At 41.6% G+C, this 23,996-nt stretch carries 23 protein-coding genes; 15 read left to right on the top strand and 8 right to left on the bottom strand.

What is annotated here, in order from left to right; all coding sequences use genetic code 11:
• The first annotated feature begins 1 nt into the window (after position 1).
• From ACP69X_RS16105 to ACP69X_RS16095, 3 genes are all read left to right on the top strand, one after another.
• A complete protein-coding gene (locus ACP69X_RS16105) occupies positions 2 to 979 on the top strand; it encodes a tripartite tricarboxylate transporter substrate-binding protein (RefSeq protein WP_305960707.1) in 978 nt (325 codons plus the stop codon).
• Between the two features lie 190 nt (positions 980 to 1,169).
• The gene (locus ACP69X_RS16100; protein ID WP_041087208.1) at positions 1,170 to 2,468 is read left to right on the top strand and encodes a citrate:proton symporter; all 1,299 of its coding nucleotides are present in this window, start codon (positions 1,170 to 1,172) and stop codon (positions 2,466 to 2,468) included.
• Positions 2,469 to 2,644: 176 nt separating this feature from the next.
• A complete protein-coding gene (locus ACP69X_RS16095; RefSeq protein WP_426052858.1) occupies positions 2,645 to 4,276 on the top strand; it encodes a M14 family metallopeptidase in 1,632 nt (543 codons plus the stop codon).
• Positions 4,277 to 4,329: 53 nt separating this feature from the next.
• On the opposite strand, the gene ACP69X_RS16090 is transcribed toward ACP69X_RS16095, so the two are convergent.
• Positions 4,330 to 4,815 carry a phenolic acid decarboxylase gene (locus ACP69X_RS16090; RefSeq protein ID WP_426052857.1) on the bottom strand — a complete coding sequence of 162 codons (486 nt, stop codon included), beginning with the start codon at positions 4,813 to 4,815 and terminating at the stop codon, positions 4,330 to 4,332.
• A 112-nt stretch (positions 4,816 to 4,927) separates the two neighbouring features.
• Between ACP69X_RS16090 and ACP69X_RS16085 the strand changes: the two genes are divergently transcribed.
• Positions 4,928 to 5,485, top strand: a complete 558-nt coding sequence (locus ACP69X_RS16085) for a PadR family transcriptional regulator (RefSeq protein WP_073978600.1) — start codon at positions 4,928 to 4,930, stop codon at positions 5,483 to 5,485.
• A 104-nt stretch (positions 5,486 to 5,589) separates the two neighbouring features.
• A complete protein-coding gene (locus tag ACP69X_RS16080; protein WP_426052856.1) occupies positions 5,590 to 6,705 on the top strand; it encodes a nitric oxide synthase oxygenase in 1,116 nt (371 codons plus the stop codon).
• A 7-nt stretch (positions 6,706 to 6,712) separates the two neighbouring features.
• Here ACP69X_RS16080 and ACP69X_RS16075 read toward each other — a convergent pair whose 3' ends face one another.
• Positions 6,713 to 6,985, bottom strand: a complete 273-nt coding sequence (locus ACP69X_RS16075; protein WP_041087217.1) for an acylphosphatase — start codon at positions 6,983 to 6,985, stop codon at positions 6,713 to 6,715.
• Between the two features lie 122 nt (positions 6,986 to 7,107).
• On the opposite strand from ACP69X_RS16075, the gene ACP69X_RS16070 reads away from it, so the two are divergent.
• The gene (locus tag ACP69X_RS16070; protein ID WP_075611024.1) at positions 7,108 to 7,758 is read left to right on the top strand and encodes an MOSC domain-containing protein; all 651 of its coding nucleotides are present in this window, start codon (positions 7,108 to 7,110) and stop codon (positions 7,756 to 7,758) included.
• Positions 7,759 to 7,800: 42 nt separating this feature from the next.
• On the opposite strand, the gene ACP69X_RS16065 is transcribed toward ACP69X_RS16070, so the two are convergent.
• From ACP69X_RS16065 to map, 3 genes are all read right to left on the bottom strand, one after another.
• Positions 7,801 to 7,938, bottom strand: a complete 138-nt coding sequence (locus ACP69X_RS16065) for a YflJ family protein (protein ID WP_064497716.1) — start codon at positions 7,936 to 7,938, stop codon at positions 7,801 to 7,803.
• Between the two features lie 134 nt (positions 7,939 to 8,072).
• Positions 8,073 to 8,234 (bottom strand): hypothetical protein, encoded by a 162-nt coding sequence (locus ACP69X_RS16060; protein ID WP_087978305.1) that lies wholly within the window; start codon positions 8,232 to 8,234, stop codon positions 8,073 to 8,075.
• A gap of 122 nt (positions 8,235 to 8,356) precedes the next feature.
• Positions 8,357 to 9,106: a type I methionyl aminopeptidase gene (map, locus tag ACP69X_RS16055; protein WP_024424611.1), complete on the bottom strand. Its 750-nt coding sequence runs from the start codon at positions 9,104 to 9,106 to the stop codon at positions 8,357 to 8,359.
• Positions 9,107 to 9,293: 187 nt separating this feature from the next.
• On the opposite strand from map, the gene nagE reads away from it, so the two are divergent.
• Positions 9,294 to 10,661, top strand: coding sequence for an N-acetylglucosamine-specific PTS transporter subunit IIBC (gene nagE / locus ACP69X_RS16050; protein ID WP_426052855.1), 1,368 nt, complete (start codon positions 9,294 to 9,296; stop codon positions 10,659 to 10,661).
• An 18-nt stretch (positions 10,662 to 10,679) separates the two neighbouring features.
• Here the strand turns inward: nagE and ACP69X_RS16045 are convergent, their stop codons facing one another.
• Positions 10,680 to 11,438: a DUF817 domain-containing protein gene (locus ACP69X_RS16045; protein WP_041087224.1), complete on the bottom strand. Its 759-nt coding sequence runs from the start codon at positions 11,436 to 11,438 to the stop codon at positions 10,680 to 10,682.
• Positions 11,439 to 11,633: 195 nt separating this feature from the next.
• On the opposite strand from ACP69X_RS16045, the gene ACP69X_RS16040 reads away from it, so the two are divergent.
• On the top strand, positions 11,634 to 12,137 hold the full coding sequence (locus ACP69X_RS16040; protein ID WP_041087226.1) for a DoxX family protein: 504 nt from the start codon (positions 11,634 to 11,636) through the stop codon (positions 12,135 to 12,137).
• A gap of 43 nt (positions 12,138 to 12,180) precedes the next feature.
• On the opposite strand, the gene ACP69X_RS16035 is transcribed toward ACP69X_RS16040, so the two are convergent.
• Positions 12,181 to 12,768, bottom strand: a complete 588-nt coding sequence (locus ACP69X_RS16035) for a YjgB family protein (protein ID WP_041087228.1) — start codon at positions 12,766 to 12,768, stop codon at positions 12,181 to 12,183.
• 92 nt (positions 12,769 to 12,860) lie between these two features.
• Positions 12,861 to 14,846, bottom strand: a complete 1,986-nt coding sequence (locus ACP69X_RS16030) for an LTA synthase family protein (protein ID WP_041087229.1) — start codon at positions 14,844 to 14,846, stop codon at positions 12,861 to 12,863.
• A gap of 579 nt (positions 14,847 to 15,425) precedes the next feature.
• On the opposite strand from ACP69X_RS16030, the gene ACP69X_RS16025 reads away from it, so the two are divergent.
• The 7 genes from ACP69X_RS16025 to ACP69X_RS15995 all read left to right on the top strand — a co-directional run bounded on the left by ACP69X_RS16025 (position 15,426) and on the right by ACP69X_RS15995 (position 23,962).
• Positions 15,426 to 17,084 (top strand): pyridoxal phosphate-dependent decarboxylase family protein, encoded by a 1,659-nt coding sequence (locus tag ACP69X_RS16025; protein ID WP_338527711.1) that lies wholly within the window; start codon positions 15,426 to 15,428, stop codon positions 17,082 to 17,084.
• A gap of 31 nt (positions 17,085 to 17,115) precedes the next feature.
• Positions 17,116 to 18,840, top strand: coding sequence for a methyl-accepting chemotaxis protein (locus tag ACP69X_RS16020; protein WP_041087233.1), 1,725 nt, complete (start codon positions 17,116 to 17,118; stop codon positions 18,838 to 18,840).
• 159 nt (positions 18,841 to 18,999) lie between these two features.
• Positions 19,000 to 19,386, top strand: coding sequence for a DUF1992 domain-containing protein (locus ACP69X_RS16015; RefSeq protein ID WP_024425857.1), 387 nt, complete (start codon positions 19,000 to 19,002; stop codon positions 19,384 to 19,386).
• Positions 19,387 to 19,554: 168 nt separating this feature from the next.
• Complete coding sequence (treP, locus tag ACP69X_RS16010) at positions 19,555 to 20,991, top strand: PTS system trehalose-specific EIIBC component (protein ID WP_426052854.1); 1,437 nt, start codon at positions 19,555 to 19,557, stop codon at positions 20,989 to 20,991.
• Positions 20,992 to 21,006: 15 nt separating this feature from the next.
• Complete coding sequence (treC, locus tag ACP69X_RS16005; protein ID WP_426052853.1) at positions 21,007 to 22,707, top strand: alpha,alpha-phosphotrehalase; 1,701 nt, start codon at positions 21,007 to 21,009, stop codon at positions 22,705 to 22,707.
• A 19-nt stretch (positions 22,708 to 22,726) separates the two neighbouring features.
• Positions 22,727 to 23,455: a trehalose operon repressor gene (gene treR / locus ACP69X_RS16000; RefSeq protein WP_041087239.1), complete on the top strand. Its 729-nt coding sequence runs from the start codon at positions 22,727 to 22,729 to the stop codon at positions 23,453 to 23,455.
• 72 nt (positions 23,456 to 23,527) lie between these two features.
• Positions 23,528 to 23,962, top strand: a complete 435-nt coding sequence (locus tag ACP69X_RS15995; protein WP_041087241.1) for a hypothetical protein — start codon at positions 23,528 to 23,530, stop codon at positions 23,960 to 23,962.
• Positions 23,963 to 23,996: the final 34 nt, after the last annotated feature.

The following is a 23,996-nucleotide window of genomic DNA, read 5'->3' as shown; positions in this document are numbered from 1 at the left end:
GATGAAAAAAGCAATATTTTTTGTTATCGTGCTCTGCCTTTGTATGACGCTCACCTTTAATGAAAAAAAGGCTGGAGATTCTTTCCTGAAGCAAAGCTCCTTATATATTGTGGTGTCGGGTGTACCAGAGGGGGGATTTGACCAAACGGCTCAGGTGATGAAATCAGTGCTTGAACAAGAGAAGCTGGTGAAACGGCCTGTGAACATTCTTTATCAAAGAGGCGGAACAGTGGATAAAGGATGGACATACATGATGGAGCGAGAAGCCAACTATATCAGTTTAAATTCAAGCTTATTGTTAAGCCGTAATTTGCTTGGCAGCAGTAACGTGACGATGAATGATGTAACACCGCTGGCAATCCTTGCAGAAGAGTGGCAGGTCGTCGCAGTCCCAGTGGATTCTCCTTTTTCAAATGGGAAGGAGCTGTTACACGCACTCAAGAAAAAAACAGATTCCTTAAAAATTGGGTTTGCGCCTGACTTTGGAAATGATGATCAAATCTCATTCGCCCGGGCAGCAGAAATGGCAGGGATTGATCCATATCGCATTCAATTTCTGAAATTTGACAGTGCAGATGATTTATTTCAGGCGCTTATCGATCATGAGGTAGATGCAGCAACGACTACTATTACAGAGGTTCGTCATGATTATGAAAAAAAGAGGCTGAAGCTTGTAGCGACAACAACCAGCCAGCGCTTAGATGGATTTGAAGATGTGCCGACATGGAAAGAACAGGGCATACCGCTCATCTTTTCCCATTGGCGCGGTGTGATGGGCCCAAAACAAATGAGTCAGCATGACATTCGTGAATGGGATCAGCTTCTTCAAAAAATGACGAAAACGAAGTCCTGGAAAAAGCGATTAAAGCAAAAGGGCTGGACAAGTCGTTATATGAACAGCAAAGAGGCAAAGATCTTTATGGAAGATCAATTAAGGCAATATGAGCAATTGATACAAGGAGAACAAGCGGTCGAATAAGACCGCTTGTTTTCATGTAATCAAAAAAACTATGTTTGAACAAAATGAACAAAAAGCATTTATCGACCTAAAAAGAATTAAAATTCATAATATTTACTTCAATTCCCACCTCAGATATGATGACAAAAAGGGTTGGAAATGGGATACCAACACATTAATGAAAGCGTATACAACATAAGGGGTGAACAATATGTTAGCAATCTTAGGATTTCTTATGATGATTGTATTTATGGTTTTGATTATGACGAAACGTATGTCTGTTTTAACGGCATTGGTGTTAACACCGATTGCATTTGCTCTTATCGCAGGTTTTCATTTTACTGAAATTTCAGACATGATTGTCAAAGGCGTGCAGCAAGTCGCACCGACAGCGGTCATGATCATGTTTGCGATTTTGTACTTTGGCATTATGATTGATGCGGGTTTATTTGACCCAATGGTGGCGAAAATTTTAAAAATCGTTAAAGGCGATCCATTAAAAATCGTGGTCGGAACAGCTGTCCTGACGATGCTTGTTGCACTTGATGGTGACGGAACAACGACATATATGATTACAACAACAGCGATGCTTCCACTATTTACACTGCTTGGCATCCGACCAATTATTTTAGCCGGAATTGCCGGAGTTGGCATGGGAATTATGAATACAATTCCGTGGGGAGGAGCCACACCTAGAGCGGCGAGTGCACTTGGGGTCGATCCTTCACTTTTATTTGGCCCGATGATTCCTGTCATTGGTGCAGGGGTTCTCAGTATGATTATTGTTGCTTATTTTCTTGGAAAAGCCGAAAGAAAACGTCTTGGTGTCATTGAACTTGACCAGCCGATTCATGCAAATGAAATGGCAGCGGCACTGCAAGATGACATCAAACGACCGAAGCTTTGGTGGTTTAACCTGGCGCTGACTTTGTTATTGGTTCTGCTGCTTGTATCAGGTAAAGTCAGTTTAACTGTTCTATTTGTTCTTGCTTTCTGTGTGGCGATTATTGTGAACTATCCGAACTTGGAGCAGCAGCGTGAGCGAATTGCGGCTCACTCCACAAACGTTTTAGCCATTGCTTCGATGATTTTTGCGGCAGGTGTTTTTACAGGTATTCTAACTGGAACGAAAATGGTTGATGAAATGGCGATTTCGATTGTATCTGCAATTCCAGAGCAGCTTGGCGGCTTTATTCCAGTCATTGTCGCATTAACAAGCGGGATCTTTACTTTCTTTATGCCGAATGATGCATACTTTTATGGCGTACTGCCGATCCTATCAGAAACAGCGGCAGCTTACGGTGTCGATAAAATTGAGATTGCCAGAGCCTCTATTATTGGTCAGCCGATTCATATGTTAAGTCCACTTGTTCCATCGACTCATTTACTTGTTGGACTTGTTGGCGTATCACTGGATCAGCATCAGAAATTTGGGATGAAATGGGCTGTGCTGGCAGTCGTCGCTATGACTGTCATGGCAGTTCTCATTGGGGCTATTTCCATCTGGTAAATAAAAAGTGTCTGCTGTGAGCAGGCACTTTTTTTAGGTCATATTGCTGGGGAGGCTCCATTCATTTGCCCTAGACAAAGAGATGCCTGTTCCTCCAAAAGATTTATTTTTGAAAAATAATGACACTTTTTCTGTTTTTTTCTTTATAATGCAAATCAACGAAGGGAGAGGATAGCATGTCCAAACGAAAAGGCACGATTCTTTTTGCTGCTGTATGCCTCATGGCAGGCAGTTTGTCGATGGTGAGCCCAGCTTCAGCTCAGGCAGAAACCCCTTATTATGGAAAGAGTTATGAACAGCCGGCTTCAGTGAAAAAGCTATACCCTGAGCCTGACGAAACGTTTGATACCCCTGCCTTTCAGAAAGAAGGAGAAGCATTTACGACACAAGAAGAGCTTCAAGCTTTCTTAAAAGACATTGTCCGCAAAAGCCCTAACGCCACGCAGAAACAGATTGGAACATCCATTGAAGGCAGGTCCATCCCGGCCCTGTACTTTACAAAGGATCACTCGATTACTCCACTTTCAAAAAAGCCAACAATCTGGCTCCAAGCACAAATACACGGAAATGAACCAGCCTCTGGTGAATCTGCTCTCGTCATTGCAAAACGATTAGCAGGTGAAGAAGGAGAGCGTATACTCAATCATGTCAATATCATCATTGTCCCAAGAATCAATCCTGATGGTTCTTATGCGTTTGACCGCAGACTGGCAAACGGATTAGATGGAAACCGTGATCATATGACATTAGAATCCCCAGAACTGACAGCCCTGCATCAAGAATTTAATCGGTATGCGCCAGAAGTGGTCATTGATGCCCATGAATACGATGTGGGTCAAAAGCAGTTTGAAGATATCGGTTCATCAGGCGCTCTCAAATATCATGATTTGCTTATTTTATCAGGGAAGAATCTAAACATTCCTGAAAGCATCCGGCTGACATCAAATGAGTTATATGTTAACGGAGTTCGTGAAACGCTGACGAATAAAGGGTTTTCTAACGATTTGTATTATACAAACACAAGAGGAAAGGATGGCAAGATTGACATTTATGAAGGTGGAACGGATGCGCGAATTGGCCGTAATGCTCTTGCACTTTCGCCAGCCCTGTCATTTCTTGTAGAAAGCAGAGGGATTGGGATTGGGAGAGAGGATTTTGTCCGCCGCGTCGCTGCGCAAGTAGCCACCCATGAAAAAATCATTGAGACCACGGTGAAACATGCCAAGCAGGTGAAGCAGCAAATGGTGACGGAGCGGCTGAAGCTTGTGAAAAAAGGGCTTCATCCAAAAGATGATGATCAGGTGGTCATTCAAGATGATTTCAAAGCACCTGTTGATGACACGCTGGAAATGGTTGATATTGAGAAAGGACAGACCACCAATGTTCCTGTACGTTTTCATAGTGCGAGCGATGCTGTTCCTGTCTTAACAAGAGAACGGCCGACAGCTTACCTCATTCTTCCGGGGCATGAGGGAGTAGAAAGGAAACTCAGAACATTAGGGTTAAAAAGTGTCACATTGCCGGTTGGCATGAAGGTGCCGGTACAAGCCTACAAGGTGACAAAACGAGAGAAAAAGAGCAAAACAGATATTCAGCTTGAAACAAAACTCGTTGACAAGAAACGTCAGCTGCCAAAAGGAACAAAGGTATTTGTCACGGCACAGCCGCAAACCAATTTGCTGTCACTTGTCCTTGAACCAGAATCAAAGGACAGCTATATGTCATCAGGGTTTATTGCTTCAAAAACAGGTGATGAACTGCCAGTCTATCGTTTCGTGCTTCCTCAAAAGACGTTAGGCATTCAATAAAAAGGGGCTAAGATTTTATCAAATGTAAAAGCGGCACTAGGCGTGCCGCTTTTTTATTTTCGTCCAGCTCTTATTTCATCTGTCATGTCTTCATATGGTGCTTCTGCGATAATGGTTTCGTCATTCACACCTGCATGATGGATATACGTAATGTCCGCAAATTCTGGGACAACATATTTCGGATAGGTTTCGTATTTTTCACGCGATTCTTTCATGAGATCGATGTAATCATTTTGATAGCAGACGGTGATGTCTGGACGTTCATGCACCCATTTTGGGAAGAAGATGACGCCATGCATGCGTTTTTCTTCAGGCATAAAGTTCAGAGAGACGTCTGTCCCAGTTGGTTCTGTCCAAGAGACTTTGTATACGCCTTTTGTTAGCTTCACAATATTTACTTCTTGATCACGGACCCAGCGTCCTCCAACCATTCCGCTATGAATGCGGTAATCAATGGTGTGATCGTTTTTAATGTAAATCTCATATTCCCAGCCATTTTCATACGTATAAATCATATGAAGTCCAACGAATTGATCCATGTTTATTCCTTCTTTCATTAAAATGATGTTTTTTCAAACATGTTGTGATTTACATGTTTATTTTAAAGTCTATGGTATACTATTGTCAAAGAATAAGCGTTGGAGGCACATCATGAGAGTACTAAAATATGCCATTCTTGGCTTGCTGGATCAGCGTGAGCTGACGGGATACGATATCACGAAACATTTTAAGGACTCCCTTGGACAGTTTTGGAGTGCGAAGCACAGTCAGATTTACCCTGAGCTGAAGCGGCTCACAGAGGAAGGGTTTATTGAATTTGATATTCACATACAAGGAAAAAAGCTGGAGAAGAAGGTCTATCAAATCACAGCGGCAGGAAAAGAAGAATTGCGTCAGTGGTTAAGAACAAAAGATCCGATTCCGGAAACAACAAAGGATGAATTCATGCTCAAAACATTTTTCATCTCCTCCATGGACAAAAAAGAAGCGGCTGATCTGTTTGCCTATCAACTTTTAGAGCGCACCAAGAAAGTAGATATGCTGGAACAAAAGCTGCACGCTTTGACAGAGGAAGACCCTTCTGCTGAATCACTGCATTCAGCGCAATTTGGTCATTACTTAGTGCTGACAAGGGCAATCGAAAGAGAAAAAGGCTATGTCCGCTGGCTCCAAAAGACCCTTAAACGTATTGATTCATCTATGCTCTAAGGACAATGGTCGGATGATTTGATAAAAAATGGTTTGAAACGAGTGAATTTATCAATAGAAACCGCTACAATGGATATATTCGTATTAAAGTGAGGCGAGTATGTTTGAGTAATCAAGAAGCGTTGTGGAATGAAGCAGAAGCTTTTATTTCTGTATGCTATGAAGAATTAAACAAGTCAAATGAAGAGAAAGCAGCACGTCTGCGTGAAATAAAAAAAGAAATTGAGTCTGAAGGTAGTTATACGCATACACTAGAGGAATTAGCTCACGGGGCGAAAATGGCATGGCGCAACAGTAACCGCTGCATTGGCCGTTTGTTTTGGTCGACCCTGCAAGTGCATGACTGCCGGCATGTAAAGACAGAGGATGAGGTGAAAGAGGCGCTCTTTCATCATATTGAGTATGCGACAAATGGCGGGAAAATCAAACCGTCCATCACGATCTTTCCTCCAGAGAGTAACAACCAGAAGGAAGTCGTCATTTATAATCATCAGCTCGTTCGTTATGCAGGCTATGAGACGGAATATGGCATCATCGGCGACGAGGCATCCCTTGAATTAACAAAATTATGTGAAGCCCATGGCTGGAAAGGGGAGGGCACACATTTTGATATTCTGCCTCTCATGTTTCAGTTAAAAGGTCAGCCGCCTGTTCTGTATGAGCTTCCGAAAGAAATCGTCCAAGAGGTAGAGATCACCCATCCTGAATATGATGGATTCCGTGATTTGGGACTAAAATGGTATGCGGTTCCGATTATTGCTGATATGAAATTAGAGATTGGCGGTATTCATTACAACGCTGCACCGTTCAACGGCTGGTATATGGGCACAGAAATTGGCGCACGCAACCTAGCGGATGAAAACCGCTATAATATGCTGAAAAAAGTTGCTTCTCTCTTAGGACTGGACACAACCAAGAATTCGTCCCTTTGGAAGGATAAAGCCATTGTCGAATTGAATGTGGCGGTTCTCCATTCTTATCGCGAAGCAGGGGTGACCATTGTTGATCACCATACAGCAGCACATCAATTCAAGCAGTTTGAAAAGCAAGAAGAAAAGGCTGACCGCAAGCTGACAGGGGACTGGACATGGCTGATTCCGCCAGTATCACCAGCTGCTACCCACATATTCCACAAGCATTACGACAATACCATTGTAAAACCAAACTATTTTTATCAGGACAAGCCCTATCACGGACAGAAAAAGCCTAGCGAGAGCTAGGCTTTTTTTATGACCGTATTCGAAAATCTTGATAATGAGCAAGCTCCGTGAGCGGCTCCATGTGCATGTCGGTGACTTTTGAAAAAGGACTTCCTTTCCGAACAGTTTCTAAGAAATCAATCACTTTCTGCTGCTCACCCTCTACCTTTAACTCGACATGACCTTCATCTGTGTTGCGTACCCAGCCTTTCATTCCACGATTGACGGCTTCTCCCTGAACAAAATAACGAAAACCGACTCCTTGCACACGTCCTTTTACAATGGCGTGATAATGAACCATGGTCATCTCTCCTTTTTTCACATCGTACCATAGCCTGCATCTGCTCTTCACGCCTCGACTATGATTTGTTTGTCAAACGATGTAAAATAAAAGCCAGTAGACAACCAAAGGAGATGGCCATCGTGGGACAGAAGAGATATGACATAGAAGGAATCCAGGTGGGACAACCTATCATCACCTATGCGAACGGAAAAGAAATCAAAACAGCCATCAACAAAAAGCGCATTCATGAGTCTGTGTATTTAAGTCAGATCAATTTTGAGGGAGATGGCCAAGGTGATTTGGTTCATCATGGGGGATATGATAAAGCTGTCTGCGTCTTTCCGTATGATCATTATGCTTACTTTGAGCAATTTTTAGGGGTTCCTTTACAGGAAGCTGCCTTTGGCGAGAATGTAACAGTACGCAAGCTAGTCGAGACGAATGTGCATATTGGCGATGTGTTTCAACTTGGAGATGCATTTGTTGAGGTGAGCCAGCCAAGACAGCCTTGTGTGAAATTATCTGTTAAGCATGGCAACATGAAAATTGTAAAGGAAGTGCAGAAAACAGGGTATACAGGCTTTTATTTACGTGTACTGAAAGAAGGCATGGTGCCGCCTGATGCATCGCTTGAACTCGTAGAAAAAGCGTCCCATCAAATTACGGTTCATGAGGTCAATGAAGTCAAATATCGTCAAACAAGTCCAGAGAGACTAAAAGCCGTTCTTGAAGTAGAAGCTTTAGCAGATGTGGTAAGGAAGTCTTTAGAAAAACGAATTCAGCACATTTAAAAAAAGCCGTACATCAGCTTAAGATGTACGGCTTTTCAGCGCTTATGAGCTGCGTTTCTTTTGCTCAAGAAGATTTGCAAGGAAATATGTTTTTAAGCTTTGAAGCTTTCTTCCTTCATGCTTAGTCACACCAAGCTTCTTTAATTCTTCGACATACCAGCCTTTGCTACCATAATGCATGATAGAAAACTCCTTTCAATTGAAACTGCCTGCATTGTAACATCTCAAAAAAGGACGTGAAAAGCGTGCAGGTGTCATGAAATGAAAACTGATTCTATCTGCCTATGATCCATGTATATGCTGGAAATATTGATTTATGAATTTGGCGGGTTGAGGGTAACGAGGATCATGCCGACCGTCATAATCATGATGACAACACCAAGATAGGTCATCATGGATTGTTTTTTCTTAATCCCTACAACCGTTAAGATAATACTTTCGATGAAAAAGATAACACCTATGATGATGAACCACATATCAAATAAGACCCCTTTCGCATATCTTTGCCTATTTTACCACAGGCATTTTTGTTTAGTCGTGACAGATTCGTGAAACGGGCATGAAAAAATCCCCTCCAATGAAGGAGGGGATAGCTGGCTTACAGCTTTGTTAAAATAATCGGTTCGTCTTTAGTGATCACAATCGTATGTTCAATCTGTGCGACTAGACTTTTATCTGGTGTTTTAAATGTCCAGCCATCATCAGCCTGATAAATCGATTCAGCATTTGTTGAAATGAAAGGTTCAAAGGCAATGACTGTGCCATTTTTAAACAAAGCATTATCGAATGGATCATAGTAGTTCAAGATATGGTTAGGTGCTTCATGCAGATTCTTCCCAATGCCGTGTCCTGTCAGGTTTTTAATAACGGTAAATCCTTGTTCTTTCGCTGTATTGTAGACTGCACGGCCAATTTGGTTTTGTCTTTTACCGGCTTTTGCATGCTTTAATCCTTCTAGGAACGCATCCTCCGCACACTTACATAATGCTTCAAGACGAGCATCACCTGTACCTAAAACAAATGAAATGCCTGTATCGGAATAATAGCCGTCAAGCTCTGCTGAGATATCAATGTTTACGAGGTCACCCTCTTGTAAAATGGTTTTTTCACTAGGGATACCGTGTGCCACTTCATCGTTCACGCTGATACAAGTGGTACCCGGGAAGTCGTATTCCTTTTCAGGTGCAGAATTGGCCCCGTGCTCTTCTAATATTTTTTTCCCAATCAAATCTAATTCTTTTGTAGACATGCCTGGTTTCGCTTGGCTTTTCATTTCTTCTCTTGCCAAAGCAACAATTCGGCCGACTTTTTTTAAGGCTTCTAACTCATGATCATGTTTGACAATCACTGTTCATTCCCGCTTTCTATATCTTCATTCTATTCAATAGCTTACCACATTTTACGCTAAAAGAGTAAAGAGCGGAATTCAAATGAATGTGGACAAATTGGTATAGATAACTAGACGTGCATATGATATATTTTTTATGAACATCATGAATGATTTGGTCATGATGATGACAAAGGGGGGAAATCAGATGGTGTTTCAGTTTTTTCAAAAGCTAGGAAAATCATTTATGCTTCCAATCGCTGTGCTTCCAGCAGCAGGGATTATTTTGGCCATTGGCCGGGAGGATGTATTCAATATCCCGTTTATTCATGCGGCAGGGAATGCAATTTTTGCGAACTTGGCTTTAATTTTTGCAATGGGTGTAGCGATTGGTATTTCAAAGGATGGGAACGGGGCAGCGGCATTATCAGGTGCAATCTCTTATTTTATTTTGTCAGCCGGTACCACGTCGATCAACTCAACCAACAATATGGGGGTATTGGGCGGTATTTTGTGCGGGCTTTTGGCAGGTTATGTTTACAATAAATTTAAGGATACGAAGCTGCCGGAATACTTAGGTTTCTTTAGCGGAAGGCGGCTTGTGCCTATTATGACCGCACTTTTCACCATTCTATTAGCAGCCGTTTTCGGATATGTATGGCCGCCGATTCAAAGTGTGATCAATGATTTAGGGGAATGGATTTTAAGTCTTGGTGCAACAGGGGCAGGGCTGTTTGGTTTCTTTAACCGATTGCTCATTCCATTAGGACTTCACCATGTTTTGAATAACTTATTTTGGTTTCAATTCGGGGAATTCAGCGGGGCAACAGGGGATTTAGCGCGATTCTTTAAAGGAGATCCAAGCGCGGGTGTCTTTATGACAGGATTCTTCCCAGTGATGATGTTTGGTCTGCCAGCGGCATGTCTAGCCATGGTTGTGACTGCAAAACCTGAGAAGCGAAAAGCAACAGCTGGTCTGATGATTGGAATGGCGCTTACATCATTTATTACAGGGATCACTGAACCAATTGAATTTTCTTTCATGTTTTTATCTCCACTTTTATATGGTGTCCATGCTATTTTAACAGGGCTTTCGCTTTTTATTGTGAACACTCTTGGGATTCATAGCGGCTTTGCCTTTTCAGCAGGTGCGATTGATTACGTCTTAAGTTTCGGTATTGCGCAAAAACCGATCTTGCTTCTTGTAGTAGGAATCATTTATGGCGTCGTGTACTTTGTCGTTTTCTATTTCCTCATTAAACTATTAAAGCTGAAAACACCAGGCAGGGAAGATGATGACATGGAGGATATCGCAGCGGATGATGCGGTGACAACAGGAGGAGCAAGTATGCTTGTAGAGGGACTAGGCGGCAAAGCCAACATCACCACCATTGATCATTGTGCCACACGTCTTCGCTTAACAGTAGAGGATACAAATTTATTAAATGAAGGTAAATTGAAAAAAGCAGGTGCCAAAGGGGTGCTGACTTCTGGAAAAACATCCGTACAAATAATCATTGGAACGAATGTAGAATTTGTCGCAGATGATCTCCGCAAGGAAGTCGATCGAGATTAAAAAAAGCGTTCAGCCAGCTCAAACGGGCTGAACGTTTTTTTGTTTGCGCTGTTCGATCACTAGCACAATACTGATCACAACGAGTAAGAACCATGAACTAATTTTCCCTAGATGAACAATGGACCAAGCATGCTGCTGATTTGGATATTGCCATGCGCCTAAAAAGGTGGTGACATTTTCGGCAATCCAAATGAAAAAGCCAATCAGAAGAAATGAAACAACAAGCGGCATTCGAAAGGAAGACGGGCCAACCTGAAACGAAACCGACGTTTTCCGAAACACAACAACAAGCAGACATGTCAGCCACCATCTGACATCATAGAGCCAGTGATGCGTAAAAAAATTGAGATAAATGCACAAACTGATTCCTATTGAAAGAAATGGATGAGGCCAGTCGGTCACTTTTACATGAAGTCGTGAAAATGCCTGATAAATATAACTAGCCACACTTGCATACATAAAGCCGCTATAAAGTGGAACCCCGAATATTTTTGTATAAGCTTCTTCTGGGTAGGACCAAGAGCCCATATGTACTTTATACACTTCCAAACAGATTCCTATGAGATGAAATAGACAAATGACCTTTAGCTCCGTCCAAGTCTCCAGCCGCAGCGTGAGCATCAGGATCTGAGCTGCGAGGCAAAGCATTAGAATGAAATCATACCGGTGAAGAAAAGGAATAGACACCGTCTTTGATAGGGCAAGCGCCGCAAAGATCATGACGGGAAATAGACATGAGATGGCCTGTAAATAAGCAAAATGAAATAGTGTTTTCATCCAAAATTAAACCCCTTTTTACTGTTTGAAATGACTTAGACGGTTTTCGTAAGGGAAAAGTTTACCTCAAATAGATATTCATGAACAATTTGTGAATATATATGTGAAAAAGATCACAAATAAGATATAGCATAGTATAATAAGATCATAAAGAAAATGTGAAATATTTCACATAATTTAAAAGGAGGCATCATCATGTTTACAAAATTCTTACAAACGAATGTATGGGCAGCCGTTATCCTTTTGGCAGCAAGACTTTATATCGGATGGACTTGGCTGACATCTGGTATTGGAAAACTAACAGGTGGATTTGATGCATCAGGCTATTTGCAATTTGCGATATCTGAACCTGTCGTCAAAGATGGTCATCTTGTGTATCCATTCTATGTATGGTTTTTAGAAAATGTCGCTTTGCCAAATGCCGGGCTATTCAGTGCCATGGTTATGTGGGGAGAAATCTTAGTAGGCCTAGGATTAATCGTTGGATTGTTTACAACAACGGCAGCCTTTTTTGGAAGCGTGATGAATGTCTCTTTCTTATTAGCTGGAACCGTCTCTGTGAATCCGCTTCTTCTTCTGATCGCGGTCTTCATCATGGCAGCGAAAGGAAATGCCGGAAAAGTTGGTCTTGATTATGTAGCAGGTCCAGTCCTCAAACGAAAACTGAAAAGAAAGCCGCAATTAGAAGTGGCATCATAATAAAGAAAAGCATCCAGAGCATGTGCTCAGGATGCTTTTTTATTTAAGAATTGGCTTTTATCAAGTTGATATGCAGCACGGTGAGTTCATGCTGGCTAATATCAGGATCATGTCCAACGATAAATTCGAGCTCATAATCACCGGTTCGATACACATATTTTTTCTCTTTTGTTTGCGGGATGGTGCTCACTGAATCCGCTGATCCGAGCTGTTTCTTTAGTAGTGCAGGGGTCATTCCGCCAATATTCGTTTCTTTTTCTACATTCGTTCCGAAATAACGGATTTCATCAATCTTGCCTTTTGCATCATAGTGAAAAGCAAATCCAGGATTCCCCATTTCAGCGTGATAGAGATCAAAGCTGCTTTGACCTGTTTCTGGATATGGATTTCCGAGCTTATGATGAACGTCTTTTTTGGTTTGAACGCCTATTTTGAGCCCTTTTGCATAGTAAGGCATCTGCCCTTTATGTGCCAGCTCATAAATGCTGTTAAGCGTGGCTTTTGGACCTTGATGAACGGATTGCTCTGCTGCCGGTTTGGTCATGGCGTGTGCTGAGACCGCAGGGCTGAAACCGAATAAAGCGGACGAAGCAAGCGAGGCAGTCACGACAAAAGCTGCTGTTTTCTTCATGATAAATCCCTCCTTCTTCTCCTATACCCGGTGCAATCATGATCAAACGTGAAAAGAACCAGCTGATCAAGGATCGGCTGGTTCTTAAAAAGTTATTTTGAGGAAGAGCTGGATTCATCTTTGGCGGAAGAGGAATCCTTTTCATCCTGTACTTTTTTTGTATAGTCATAATCGCTGCGGTCAATCGGTGTAAAGCCTTTAGGCTTGTAGAAACGGAGTAAATCTTCGGTGACAATCTTATCAGATGTCTCCAGCATCTTTTTCACCGTTTCATTTTCTTGTGATGCCTTGTCAGTTGGCTCGATTTTCTCGCCTGTTTTGTTGCTGTAATAGTTATTGCCTACTTTCGTGTAGTCCTTAGACACGAAGTCACCGTTTCTAAATGGCACAAGCTCTTTAAAGTTCTTCGATAAGATATCAGAACCAGACATTAAATAGTTCTTCGTATCATCGCCAAGCAGGTGCAGAAGGGTTGGTGCGACGTCGACTTCACCAGAGTATTTATGAATCTGACCGCCTTTTACGCCAGGTACATGGATAAAGAGCGGCACACGCATGAGCTGTGCATTTTCATAATCTCCAATTTTTTGTCCAGTCACTTTTTCCATCGCTTCATTATGGTTTTCAGAAATGCCGTAATGATCTCCGTACATAATGACGACTGTGTTGTCATAGAGACCTGACTTTTTCAAATCGTTGAAGAACTGTTCAATCGCTTCATCTAAATAATGAGCCGATTGGAAGTAGTTATCGACGACAGAGTCACCGAAGTCACCAGGTTCGAAATCAGTGTCACCTTCGTCCATTCCAAATGGGAAATGGTTCGATAAGGTAATGAATTTCGAATAAAACGGCTGCTTCAGGTTTTTAAGCATTGGCATCGATTCTTTGAAGAACGGTTTGTCTTTCAGTCCGTAGTTCTTCGTATCCTGCTCGTTCATATCGTAGTATTCAGAATCGTAAAATCTGTCATACCCAAAGGATTTAAACATTTCATTACGGTTCCAGAAGGTTTTCGTATTGCCATGGAATTCGGCTGACGTATATTGATCCTTCTTCAAAATACCAGGAAGTGCTTGATACGTGTTTTGCGCTTTGTTAATAAAAACAGAGCCCTGTGATAATGGGAATAATCCAGTATCCATCATAAATTCAGCATCAGACGTTTTTCCCTGTCCTGTTTGATGGAAGAAGTTATCAAAGTAAAACGTTTTGTTGTCGTGTGCCAATGAGTTAAGGAACGGCGTTACTTCTTTTCCATTCACTTTATAATCAATGACAAAGTTTTGCAGAGATTCAAGAGAAATTGTAATGACGTTCATGCCTTTCGCTTTCCCGTAATAAGCCGGGTTAGGATCAGCGCTGTTCGCTTTTAAATAATTCTCTACATCTGTCACGTCATTTGAATTTGCGAGAGCACGCTGGCTGTTTGATTTCACATTTTGAATGGCATCAAACACAGTAAAGTTATAAGCACCTAAATATTTAACTAAATAATTGCGGTCGAACGATCTTGATAAAAGCTCTGGACGATCGATCTCTGCAGCAACTAAGTTCAAAACAAAGATCACAACAGAGGACACAAGGACGAGTCTAAACGATTTTGGCTTTTGAACAGGTACAGTCGTGGCTGTACTTGTTTGCTGCTGCCTTTTCATGCGGACTGCAAGTACGATCAAAATGATTGTATCAATAAAGTAAAACACATCAGTCCAACGCATGAGTGAAAATGCACTATCACCTAATTGTCCGCCATTCGTTCCTGCCTGCATCACTGTAGGCAGCGTGATAAAGTCATTGAAGAATCGATAGTACACGATGTTTGCGTATAGTAAAAAAGACATGAAAAAGTGAATCACAATGATAGCGGCAGGCTGCCATTTTTTCTTGAACAATAAAGCAAAGCCAAGAAAGAACAAGCTGGAGCTAATAGGATTCACGAAAAGCAAAATATGCTGAAGCACATTTGATATACCGAGTTTAAATTCGATTAAATACGCTGAATACGTTTTGAGCCAAAGTAAGATGGCTGCAATCAGAAAGAAGCCGAGACCTCTTTTTTGAATAAATGTTTTCATATAAACACTCCTTTTCTCCGATACACGGAAGAGGCGGAACGAAAGAAAACGAACCATTAGAATATACCATGAAATGCACAAATAGAAAAGTCATAACCGGAGAAGAGCCTTTTCAAGCCTGTCCGAGCAATAAAAGGTGAGAAAATGAAAATATTCGCCCGTCGAAAAACTTTTTAAGAAAATCGACCTATTATTGACAGAAAATTCAGTAATTTTCCAGTTGTTATATCAATAAAACAGGTAAAAAGGCGTAAGCCTAAAGGATTAATTTAATCTCTACAATGGTTATTTAGAGAGTATTTCCATTGTTTATTAATGTTTATGCAGGTTAAGCAAAAAAAATGAGCAATGGAATGGAATAATATGATGGATAAAAATTCCTCTTGTAAGATATATCGATATATTTTTGTATTTCGCGAACATAATGGTTTTGATGTGTTTTTTAAGGGTTTCATTTATTTTAATAAGTGAACAAATTATCTAAATATACTTAAGTGAACATATCGAGACTATAAACTTCTGAATTGGGGTCGATATAGACAGTGACAGGAAATCTTCCATTGAAAGGATTGATAGTATATGACTGTACGAGCAGAGAACCTCGTTCAGAACTGGTTTCCGAGTGAGGACGGAAATGCAGGAGAGCGTAAAGAACTCGTCAAATTGATGGAGCAGATCATTTCAGGGGTCGATGACCTGAAGGATCCCAACCGTGCACACCTTAAAGGTGATAAGAATCGTGGGGAGGACTTTTACAAAAAGCTCACTGAAACAAGTCAAATTCCGATGAACGGCCAGCAAGCGGAACTTGTGAATGAAGAATTACTGAAGCTTCTACATAACCATCCATACCACACCAAGTATTTCTTCACGAACATTTTGCCAATGGCAAGTACACCAGGAATTTTAGGCATGCTGACAGCTATGCTGGTAAACGGAAACAACCTATGGGATGTTTATGGACCAGCAGGTGCGGAAGCTGAGGTCAGAGTGGTCTCAATGATGTCTAAGCTCATCGGATATGATCCAAATGTGAGCGGGGGATACACAACATGGGGAGGTCAAGGAGCGATTTTTTCAGGACTTCGTTTAGCGATCGCAAAAGCAGCGCCGGAGTCACTGCGAAAAGGAGTTCCGCAAAATCTTTATGCGTTTTGTTCTGATGCTGCACATTACAGCTTATTTAAGTCAATGGAAGCAACAGGACTTGGCACAAACAACTTAATCAGAATTAAGACAAATAAAGATCATTCAATGGATATGGAAGATTTGCGTTGTCAAATGGAACGTGTTGCACAGGGTGGCGGGATTCCCGTTTATATTGTGGCAACAACCGGAACAACAGATGCCATTGCAATTGATGATGTAAAAGGGGTACGTGAAACAGCAGAAGCGATTGCTGAAAAGTATGATCTGAAGGTGCCGCATATTCATGCAGATTCGGCGCTGGGTGGATTCTTTGCTTTCTTTAATGAGTATGATGTATCAGAAAACCCGCTGCAATTCTCAGACGGTGTTCTTCGTATGCTAAAAGAAATCAAAGCGAAATTCCAGCATCTTTCTCTTGCAGACTCGATGTGCTTTGATTTTCAAAAGCTCGGCCAAACACCTTACACATCCAGTTTATTCTTAGTGAAAAACGCTGCTGACCTAAAGCGTTTGGATCTGGAAGAACAAGAGACTCCATATGTTGGCCATAGAGGATACGGGGAATACCATACGGGTTATACACTAGAGTGCTCAAGAATGGGAAGCTCAATCAGCATGCTGAGTGTGCTGTTAACGTTTGGGATTGAAGGCTACCAGCGTTTGCTCGGTCAATTCTTAGAAGTAAACCTTGCCTTCAGAGAAGCACTTAGTAGGGAAATTCCGCAAGCAGAAGTCGTCAATGATGACAATGTTGGAATGGCTACATTATTTAGAATTTACCTAGGCGGCTCACCGCGTTTTCAAGAAGAGATTTCTGGCGTGGCGACTTCAATGGAAATTGAGCGGAACAATGAATTGAACAAAATGCTGTTTGAAAAACTTGGAGAGAAAAGAGACGAGATGTTCTTTGGCGATACAACGAAGTTTTTACTTGTAAACTCAAAAGAAGGTCAAGATTTCTATCTAAGTGTTAGTAAGTTTTTTGTCATCTCACCTTATACGTTACCAGAGCATATCCCTCATATCGTATCCTATTTAAAAGATGTGATTGTATCTGTTTGTGGACAATTTGAAAATGTACATGCTTAAATTAAATCTGAGAGTGGAGATGTAGGAAAAAATGGCGAAACAAAGGAAATTTGGAGGATACACGATATCCTCTAAAATCATGTCAGTCGTTACCGTAACATTACTCGCAACCGTTGCATTATTCGTTCTAACATTTTATCTAGTCAGCCAGGATTTATCATCCCAGTTATTAAAGCAATTTGATTATCGATTAACAACAGATATTGATACCGCCAAAAAAGAAATCGATAACATCGATGGAAACGTGCTCAGCATTAGCGGGAAGGATGATCCCATTTATGTCGATATCAAGAAGAAATTCACAGAGCTTCAAAAAGATCATACGCTTGAGAACTTATACGTGTTATCTAATAAAGGTGGTAAAGAAAGAATTATCGTATTAACTGGAGAAGACAATGATTTTGACCAGGATTATGCATTTTCAGATGAGATGAAGCAAGCTCTTTCTGAAGATAAAATGGTCAAAAGTGATATTTACCATGATTCATATGGAACACATAAATCAGTCTTTTTGCCAATCAAAGATTCAGGCGGTGAGCTGACAGGGATTTTAGGGATAGATTTAGATGCGTCAATTGTTCCAGCCACAACGAAGAAGCTGACAATCTACATTACGGTTGCATCTGCTATTGTGCTCATCGGTGGATTGCTCTTCTCCTTTATCATGGGAAGAAGAATTGCGAAACCAGCACGTTCATTGATGGAATCAGCGAACCGAATTGCTGACGGTGATTTAACTGGAATGGTAGAAGTTGAGAGTAAAGACGAGATCGGCCAGCTTGCCGCATCCTTCCAAAAGATGCAGGGACGGATCAAAGAGCTCATTTCGAAAATCTCGCACTCATCTAGTGAAGTATCAAAAATGTCTTCACAGCTTCGCACGGTGACGAACGAATCAAGTCAAAGTGCGCAGCAAGTGTCAGAAGCCATGACGAATATGAGTGAAGGAATCAATGATTCTGTCGCAAATATTACGGATTGTACGACATCTGTTGCAGAGATCGATACTCAAATCGAAGGCGTCACAAAAGAAGTCGATGAAATGAAATCTGTTTCATCTGACGTACAGGAGCAGTCAGAATCTGGTCAAAAACTTGTGAACCATGTGCTTGAGCATCTGAATTTGTTACATGACAAGATGACCAACTCAAAGCAGGCAGCAGAAGAATTACAATCCCATTCAACGGAGATTGAAAGTGTGATCTCGATTATTACGGACATTTCAGCACAAACGAATCTTCTTGCACTGAATGCTTCCATTGAAGCGGCACGTGTTGGGGAAGAAGGAAAAGGGTTTGCTGTTGTGGCAGATGAGGTACGTAAATTAGCAGAGCAATCAGCAGATGCAGCTAAAACTGTTTCAGACCTCGTTATCGGTACACAGGAAAACAGCCAGCGTGTTCTTGAAAGCGTAGAGGAAAGTAGTAAAGCAGTGGAAGAGGGACGTGAGCAAATGGAAGGCACGTCACAGAACTTCGCTGTGATTTACGACGGTGTATCTCAGTTTTCAAGAAGAACGAACAATTTGCTTGCTTCTATTAAGCAAGTTGAGCGAGCATATCAAACGATTTCTACATCGATTGAGCAAATTTCTGTTGTATCGGAAGAACATGCAGCCAGCTCACAAGAAGTGGCCGCAGCAACAGAACAGCAAAGTGCTGGTATGCAGCAAATTTCAAGTGCAATTGAACAGCTCTCTGACATGTCAGAGGACTTAGCACAAATGGTCTCAACTTTCAAAATCGACAAGAAATAACGAGAAAGGGCTAAAATATTTTAGCCCTTTTTCTCTTTTCAGCGAAAAAGGGACGAGCACCGAATGCGAGGGTTTGTCTAGACGCTGAAGCTGGTTCTTGTGAGAGAGTCAGCTTTTTTGCTATGCTTAATCCATACTTGCGGCGAAAGGAGATACGCCATGGATTTTGCGCAGAGATTATCAGAAGAACGGATCAAAAAAGCGATGGATAATGGGGCTTTTGAAGGATTATCTGGCTTTGGGAAGCCTCTGCCAAAAGATGACGCTGCTCATGTACCAGAAGAACTTAGAATGGGCTACCGCATCATGAAAAATGCCGGATTTGCTGGAGAAGAAACAGCGCTGAAAAAAGAACTTATGACTGTCAAAGAATTACTTCAATCGAGTATAGATGGAGAGGAAAGAAAGAAACTGTCTCTCATATGTGAAGAAAAACAAAAACGTCTGGATGAACTTACATCTAAGCGTCAAACTTTTGCCCGCCCAGCCTCCTCCTTTTACAAAAACAAGGTCTACGAGAAATTAACAGAGCATAAAAAAAGATGATGACACGCTGCCTCTCCCTGAACACATTGAGGGGGCTTTTTTTATGTAAGCGCTACATTTTATAGTTGACTACATGTATATACAAATATAAAATATGAAGTGAACATGTATATACAAGTTTTTTGGTTCTTTTTTCTTATATAAAAAAACGATCTCGGAGGGGATAGTATGGCTGATTATCAGGCAGCAGCAGATCAGATTGTGAAAGCCATCGGCGGCAAAGAAAATATTGATCAAGCGACACATTGTGTAACAAGGCTGCGCTTTGTGCTGAAAGATGAAGGCAAGGTGGATGAAAAAGCACTTGAACAAATTGATGAAGTGAAGGGATCTTTCTCAGCGAACGGTCAATACCAAGTTGTTATCGGTCAAGGGGTCGTCAATCGAGTATATGCCGAAATGGTCAAAAGGACGGGAATTGGGGAAGCCACAAAAGAGGACGTCAAGCGTGCCTCTGATCAAAAATTGAATCCATTGCAGCGTGCTGTGAAAACGCTTGCGGATATCTTTATACCGATTCTTCCTGCTATCGTCACAGCCGGTTTATTAATGGGGATTAATAATATTTTAACAGCTCCTGATATTTTCTTCGATCAAAAATCGATTGTGGATGTTTACCCGGCATGGGCTGATTTAGCGAATATGATCAACTTAATTGCTGGCACTGCCTTCACGTTCCTGCCAGCATTAATTGGCTGGTCAGCTGTGAAGCGGTTTGGGGGGAATCCGCTTTTAGGGATGGTCCTCGGTCTGATGCTCGTACATCCAGACTTGTTAAACGCATGGGGCTATGGAGCGGCTGAGAAGACAGGTGACATTCCTGTTTGGAACTTGTTTGGCCTTGAAGTGCAGAAGGTAGGCTATCAAGGACAGGTTCTTCCGATACTCGTTGCCTCCTATTTACTTGCAAAGCTCGAATTATTTATCACAAAACGGACACCTGAAAGTATTCAGCTGTTAGTTGTTGCACCGATTACGTTATTAGTCATTGGATTTTTATCATTTATCGTCATTGGACCTGTTACATTTGCAATCGGTAACGTTTTAACATCTGGACTTGTAGCGGTATTCCAGCAATTCGCAGCACTTGGCGGTCTATTATATGGCGGACTATATGCAGCATTAGTCATTACAGGAATGCACCATACGTTCCTTGCTGTTGATATTCAATTGATTAACTCAAAGCTGCACGGCACGTTCCTCTGGCCAATGCTTGCGCTGTCCAATATCGCACAAGGATCAGCTGCACTGGCAATGATGTTTGTCTTAAAAGATGAAAAGCAAAAAGGACTTTCGCTGACATCAAGTATTTCTGCTTATTTAGGAATTACTGAACCGGCCATGTTTGGGGTCAATCTGCGTTATCGATTCCCATTTATTTTTGCACTAATCAGCTCAGGATTAGCCGGTATGTTTATCGCATCTCAAGGGGTGCTGGCAAGCTCAGTTGGTGTTGGCGGCATTCCAGGAATCTTCTCCATTTTCCCGAAATATTGGGGTGCATTTGCAATCGGAATGGTCATTGTACTCATCCTCCCATTCATCGGCACTCTTTTATATGCAAAACTAAAAAAGAAGAAGGATTTTTCAGACGAACTTAACTAGTGGTGGTGAAGGAAAATGAATCAACAAACAAATGAACCGTGGTGGAAAAAAGCGGTGGTCTATCAAATTTATCCGAAAAGCTTTTTAGATACAACCGGCTCTGGGACAGGTGATATCAATGGCGTGACGAAAAAGCTTGATTATATCAAAGAGCTTGGGGCGGATTGTATTTGGCTCACGCCAATGTATGAGTCCCCGCAGCATGACAACGGCTATGATATTAGTGATTATACAAAAATCCATGACATGTACGGCACAATGACAGATTTTGAACGCATGCTGAAGGAAGCGTATGAGAGAGGAATACGAGTCATTATGGATCTAGCCGTTAACCATACATCCATTTTCCATGAGTGGTTTCAAGCCTCGCGTGAGTCAAAGGATAACCCTTATCGAGATTATTATATTTGGAAGGAGCCAAAAGCGGATGGATCTCCGCCGAATGATTGGCAGTCGAAATTTGGCGGTCCAGCCTGGGAACTGGACGAAGTAACAGGAGATTATTATCTTCATTTATATGATGTCACTCAGGCGGATCTCAATTGGGAGAAGGATGAGGTGCGCAGGAAAGTATATGACATCATGCACTTTTGGTTTGAAAAAGGAATTGATGGGTTCAGGCTGGATGTCATTAACAATATCTCAAAGGATCAGCGTTTCTTAGATGATGCCGGCCAATCTGTGCAAGGGGACGGCCGCATGTACTATACGGATGGTCCGAGAATTCATGAATTTTTGCATGAAATGAACCAGGAGGTTTTTTCGAAATACGATAGCATGACAGTGGGAGAAATGTCTTCAACGAATATCGCGGACTGCATTCGGTATACAAGACCTGATCGGCAGGAGCTGGATATGACGTTTAACTTCCATCATTTAAAGGTGGATTATCCAAACGGTGAAAAGTGGGCGATCGCACCATTTGATTTTCAAGAATTGAAGTCGATTCTGTCTGAATGGCAGACGAAAATGCATGAGGGCGGCGGCTGGAATGCGCTGTTCTGGTGCAATCATGATCAGCCGCGTATTGTCTCAAGGTATGGTGATGATGACACGTATCATCAGCAATCAGCGAAGATGCTGGCGACCACGATTCATCTCATGCAGGGGACTCCTTATATTTATCAAGGTGAGGAAATTGGCATGAAGAATCCTCGCTTTGAGGACATTTCGTCATACCGTGATATCGAATCACTCAATATGTACGAAGTCATGCTTGAAAAGGGGAAATCAAAGGAAGAAGCACTCGCCATTTTACAGGTCAAGTCAAGAGATAATGCGAGGACACCAATGCAGTGGACCTCAGAGAAGAATGCAGGTTTCTCAACAGGAACGCCTTGGATTGAGCCAGCCAATAACGACATTTCGGTCGAGGCTTCATTAAAAGACCAGACGTCCATTTTCTATCATTACCAAGCCCTTTGCAGACTGCGTAAAGAACTTGACGTGATCACATATGGCAGCTTCTCCTTACTCCTAGCTGAAGATCCAAAGATTTTTGCTTATGTTAGAGAAAGCAAGGATGAGAAGCTCCTCGTGATCAACCACTTTTATGCAGGGGAGGCGGACTTTACGCTTCCTGATGATCTTGTGCAGGCTGCTGATGAGATGGAGTGTCAAGTGCTGTTATCCAATTATGAGGATGTGCCGGCACATATCAAGGGATTTACGTTGCGCCCATATGAGTCAATCGTTTATCATTTAACCAAACGCTAGAAAATGGGGCGGAGGGAAAATGAAAGAGAATAAGTTTCGAGTGATTTATGATCAGCTAGCAAGACGAATTGAACAAGGTGAATGGCAGGATAAAGGCATCCTCCCATCAGAGCATGAGCTTTCGATTATGTACGACACGTCCCGGGAGACGGTGAGAAAGGCATTAAATATTCTTGTGCAAAATGGCTATATCCAAAAAATCCGCGGGAAAGGCTCTGTATTGCTGAATCGGGAGAAAATGCAGTTCCCTGTATCAGGTCTTGTCAGCTTTAAAGAGCTTTCCAAAACGCTTGGCCGAAAGACAGTCACAACGGTTCATGAATTTGGTTTAATCAAACCGGATCAGTATATTCAGTCTCAGCTAAAAATTGACGAACAGACGGACGTCTGGAAAGTCATTCGCTCTCGTAATATTAGCGGGGAAGAAGTGATTTTAGACAAGGACTACTTTTTGCAAAAGCATGTCGAAGTATTGTCTAAAGACATATGCGAAGGATCAATCTACGAGTATATTGAAGGAGAACTCGGTGTATCAATCAGCTATGCTCAAAAGGAATTTGTGGTAGAGCCATGTACAGAAGAGGATGCGAAGTACCTTGATTTGAAGGGATTTGACCATGTCGTCGTGGTAAAGAATTATGTGTTCTTAGAGGATACGAGTCTATTTCAATACACAGAAAGCCGTCACCGATTAGACCGCTTCAGATTCGTCGACTTTGCTAGAAGAGAAAAAATGGACAGAGCATAGGCTCTGTCCTTTTCAGGTTTTGGAGAAACGGGGATATACACAACGACAAAATTTTGATTTATAGGAGGAAAAATGATTAGACTGAATCGACCACTAAAATTACGGGATTTAGAAATTTTTAGCGTGATGAAAGATCATCGAATATTATGTTACGTCATCATTGAAGATACTCGAAAACCGTTTACGGAAGAAGATAGAAAACTAGATCCATTATGTTATATGGATGAAGAAGATATACAAGCGATTTTGAATGTGTTTCATATTTCAATTATTAATGATGAAAAGTTAAGTGAAGAGGATTTAACTCTTGTCCAATCGTATTTTGCTGAATTTGTAAATAATACGAATTTAACGAATTTTATTACGAGAGATTATGTTCAAGAGGATTTATATGCCATCGATGATGAAGATGACATCACGTTCTTCAATAGAATGCTGCGTCATATAGGATCAGATGATGTGAAACAATTTGATAAACGCAATTGGATTTATTTATCCCAAGATTGAGGTGAAAAAAGGACAGAGCATAGGCTCTGTCCTT

This window comes from Bacillus sp. DC4300-2b2 (assembly GCF_049895685.1).
GTDB classification, from domain to species: domain Bacteria; phylum Bacillota; class Bacilli; order Bacillales; family Bacillaceae; genus Bacillus; species Bacillus safensis.
Note: the sequence above shows the minus strand (reverse complement) of the source record. Positions and strands in the feature narration are given on the sequence as shown.

What these genes read in the sequence shown, in the direction of transcription:
- ACP69X_RS16105 (WP_305960707.1), top strand. Translation starts at nt 2, where the DNA reads ATGAAAAAAGCAATATTTTTTGTTATCGTGCTCTGCCTTTGTATGACG.
- ACP69X_RS16100 (WP_041087208.1), top strand. Translation starts at nt 1,170, where the DNA reads ATGTTAGCAATCTTAGGATTTCTTATGATGATTGTATTTATGGTTTTG.
- ACP69X_RS16095 (WP_426052858.1), top strand. Translation starts at nt 2,645, where the DNA reads ATGTCCAAACGAAAAGGCACGATTCTTTTTGCTGCTGTATGCCTCATG.
- ACP69X_RS16090 (WP_426052857.1), bottom strand. Translation starts at nt 4,815, where the DNA reads ATGGATCAATTCGTTGGACTTCATATGATTTATACGTATGAAAATGGC.
- ACP69X_RS16085 (WP_073978600.1), top strand. Translation starts at nt 4,928, where the DNA reads ATGAGAGTACTAAAATATGCCATTCTTGGCTTGCTGGATCAGCGTGAG.
- ACP69X_RS16075 (WP_041087217.1), bottom strand. Translation starts at nt 6,985, where the DNA reads ATGGTTCATTATCACGCCATTGTAAAAGGACGTGTGCAAGGAGTCGGT.
- ACP69X_RS16065 (WP_064497716.1), bottom strand. Translation starts at nt 7,938, where the DNA reads ATGCATTATGGTAGCAAAGGCTGGTATGTCGAAGAATTAAAGAAGCTT.
- ACP69X_RS16060 (WP_087978305.1), bottom strand. Translation starts at nt 8,234, where the DNA reads ATGTGGTTCATCATCATAGGTGTTATCTTTTTCATCGAAAGTATTATC.
- nagE (WP_426052855.1), top strand. Translation starts at nt 9,294, where the DNA reads ATGGTGTTTCAGTTTTTTCAAAAGCTAGGAAAATCATTTATGCTTCCA.
- ACP69X_RS16045 (WP_041087224.1), bottom strand. Translation starts at nt 11,438, where the DNA reads ATGAAAACACTATTTCATTTTGCTTATTTACAGGCCATCTCATGTCTA.
- ACP69X_RS16040 (WP_041087226.1), top strand. Translation starts at nt 11,634, where the DNA reads ATGTTTACAAAATTCTTACAAACGAATGTATGGGCAGCCGTTATCCTT.
- ACP69X_RS16035 (WP_041087228.1), bottom strand. Translation starts at nt 12,768, where the DNA reads ATGAAGAAAACAGCAGCTTTTGTCGTGACTGCCTCGCTTGCTTCGTCC.
- ACP69X_RS16030 (WP_041087229.1), bottom strand. Translation starts at nt 14,846, where the DNA reads ATGAAAACATTTATTCAAAAAAGAGGTCTCGGCTTCTTTCTGATTGCA.
- ACP69X_RS16025 (WP_338527711.1), top strand. Translation starts at nt 15,426, where the DNA reads ATGACTGTACGAGCAGAGAACCTCGTTCAGAACTGGTTTCCGAGTGAG.
- ACP69X_RS16020 (WP_041087233.1), top strand. Translation starts at nt 17,116, where the DNA reads ATGGCGAAACAAAGGAAATTTGGAGGATACACGATATCCTCTAAAATC.
- ACP69X_RS16015 (WP_024425857.1), top strand. Translation starts at nt 19,000, where the DNA reads ATGGATTTTGCGCAGAGATTATCAGAAGAACGGATCAAAAAAGCGATG.
- treP (WP_426052854.1), top strand. Translation starts at nt 19,555, where the DNA reads ATGGCTGATTATCAGGCAGCAGCAGATCAGATTGTGAAAGCCATCGGC.
- treC (WP_426052853.1), top strand. Translation starts at nt 21,007, where the DNA reads ATGAATCAACAAACAAATGAACCGTGGTGGAAAAAAGCGGTGGTCTAT.
- treR (WP_041087239.1), top strand. Translation starts at nt 22,727, where the DNA reads ATGAAAGAGAATAAGTTTCGAGTGATTTATGATCAGCTAGCAAGACGA.
- ACP69X_RS15995 (WP_041087241.1), top strand. Translation starts at nt 23,528, where the DNA reads ATGATTAGACTGAATCGACCACTAAAATTACGGGATTTAGAAATTTTT.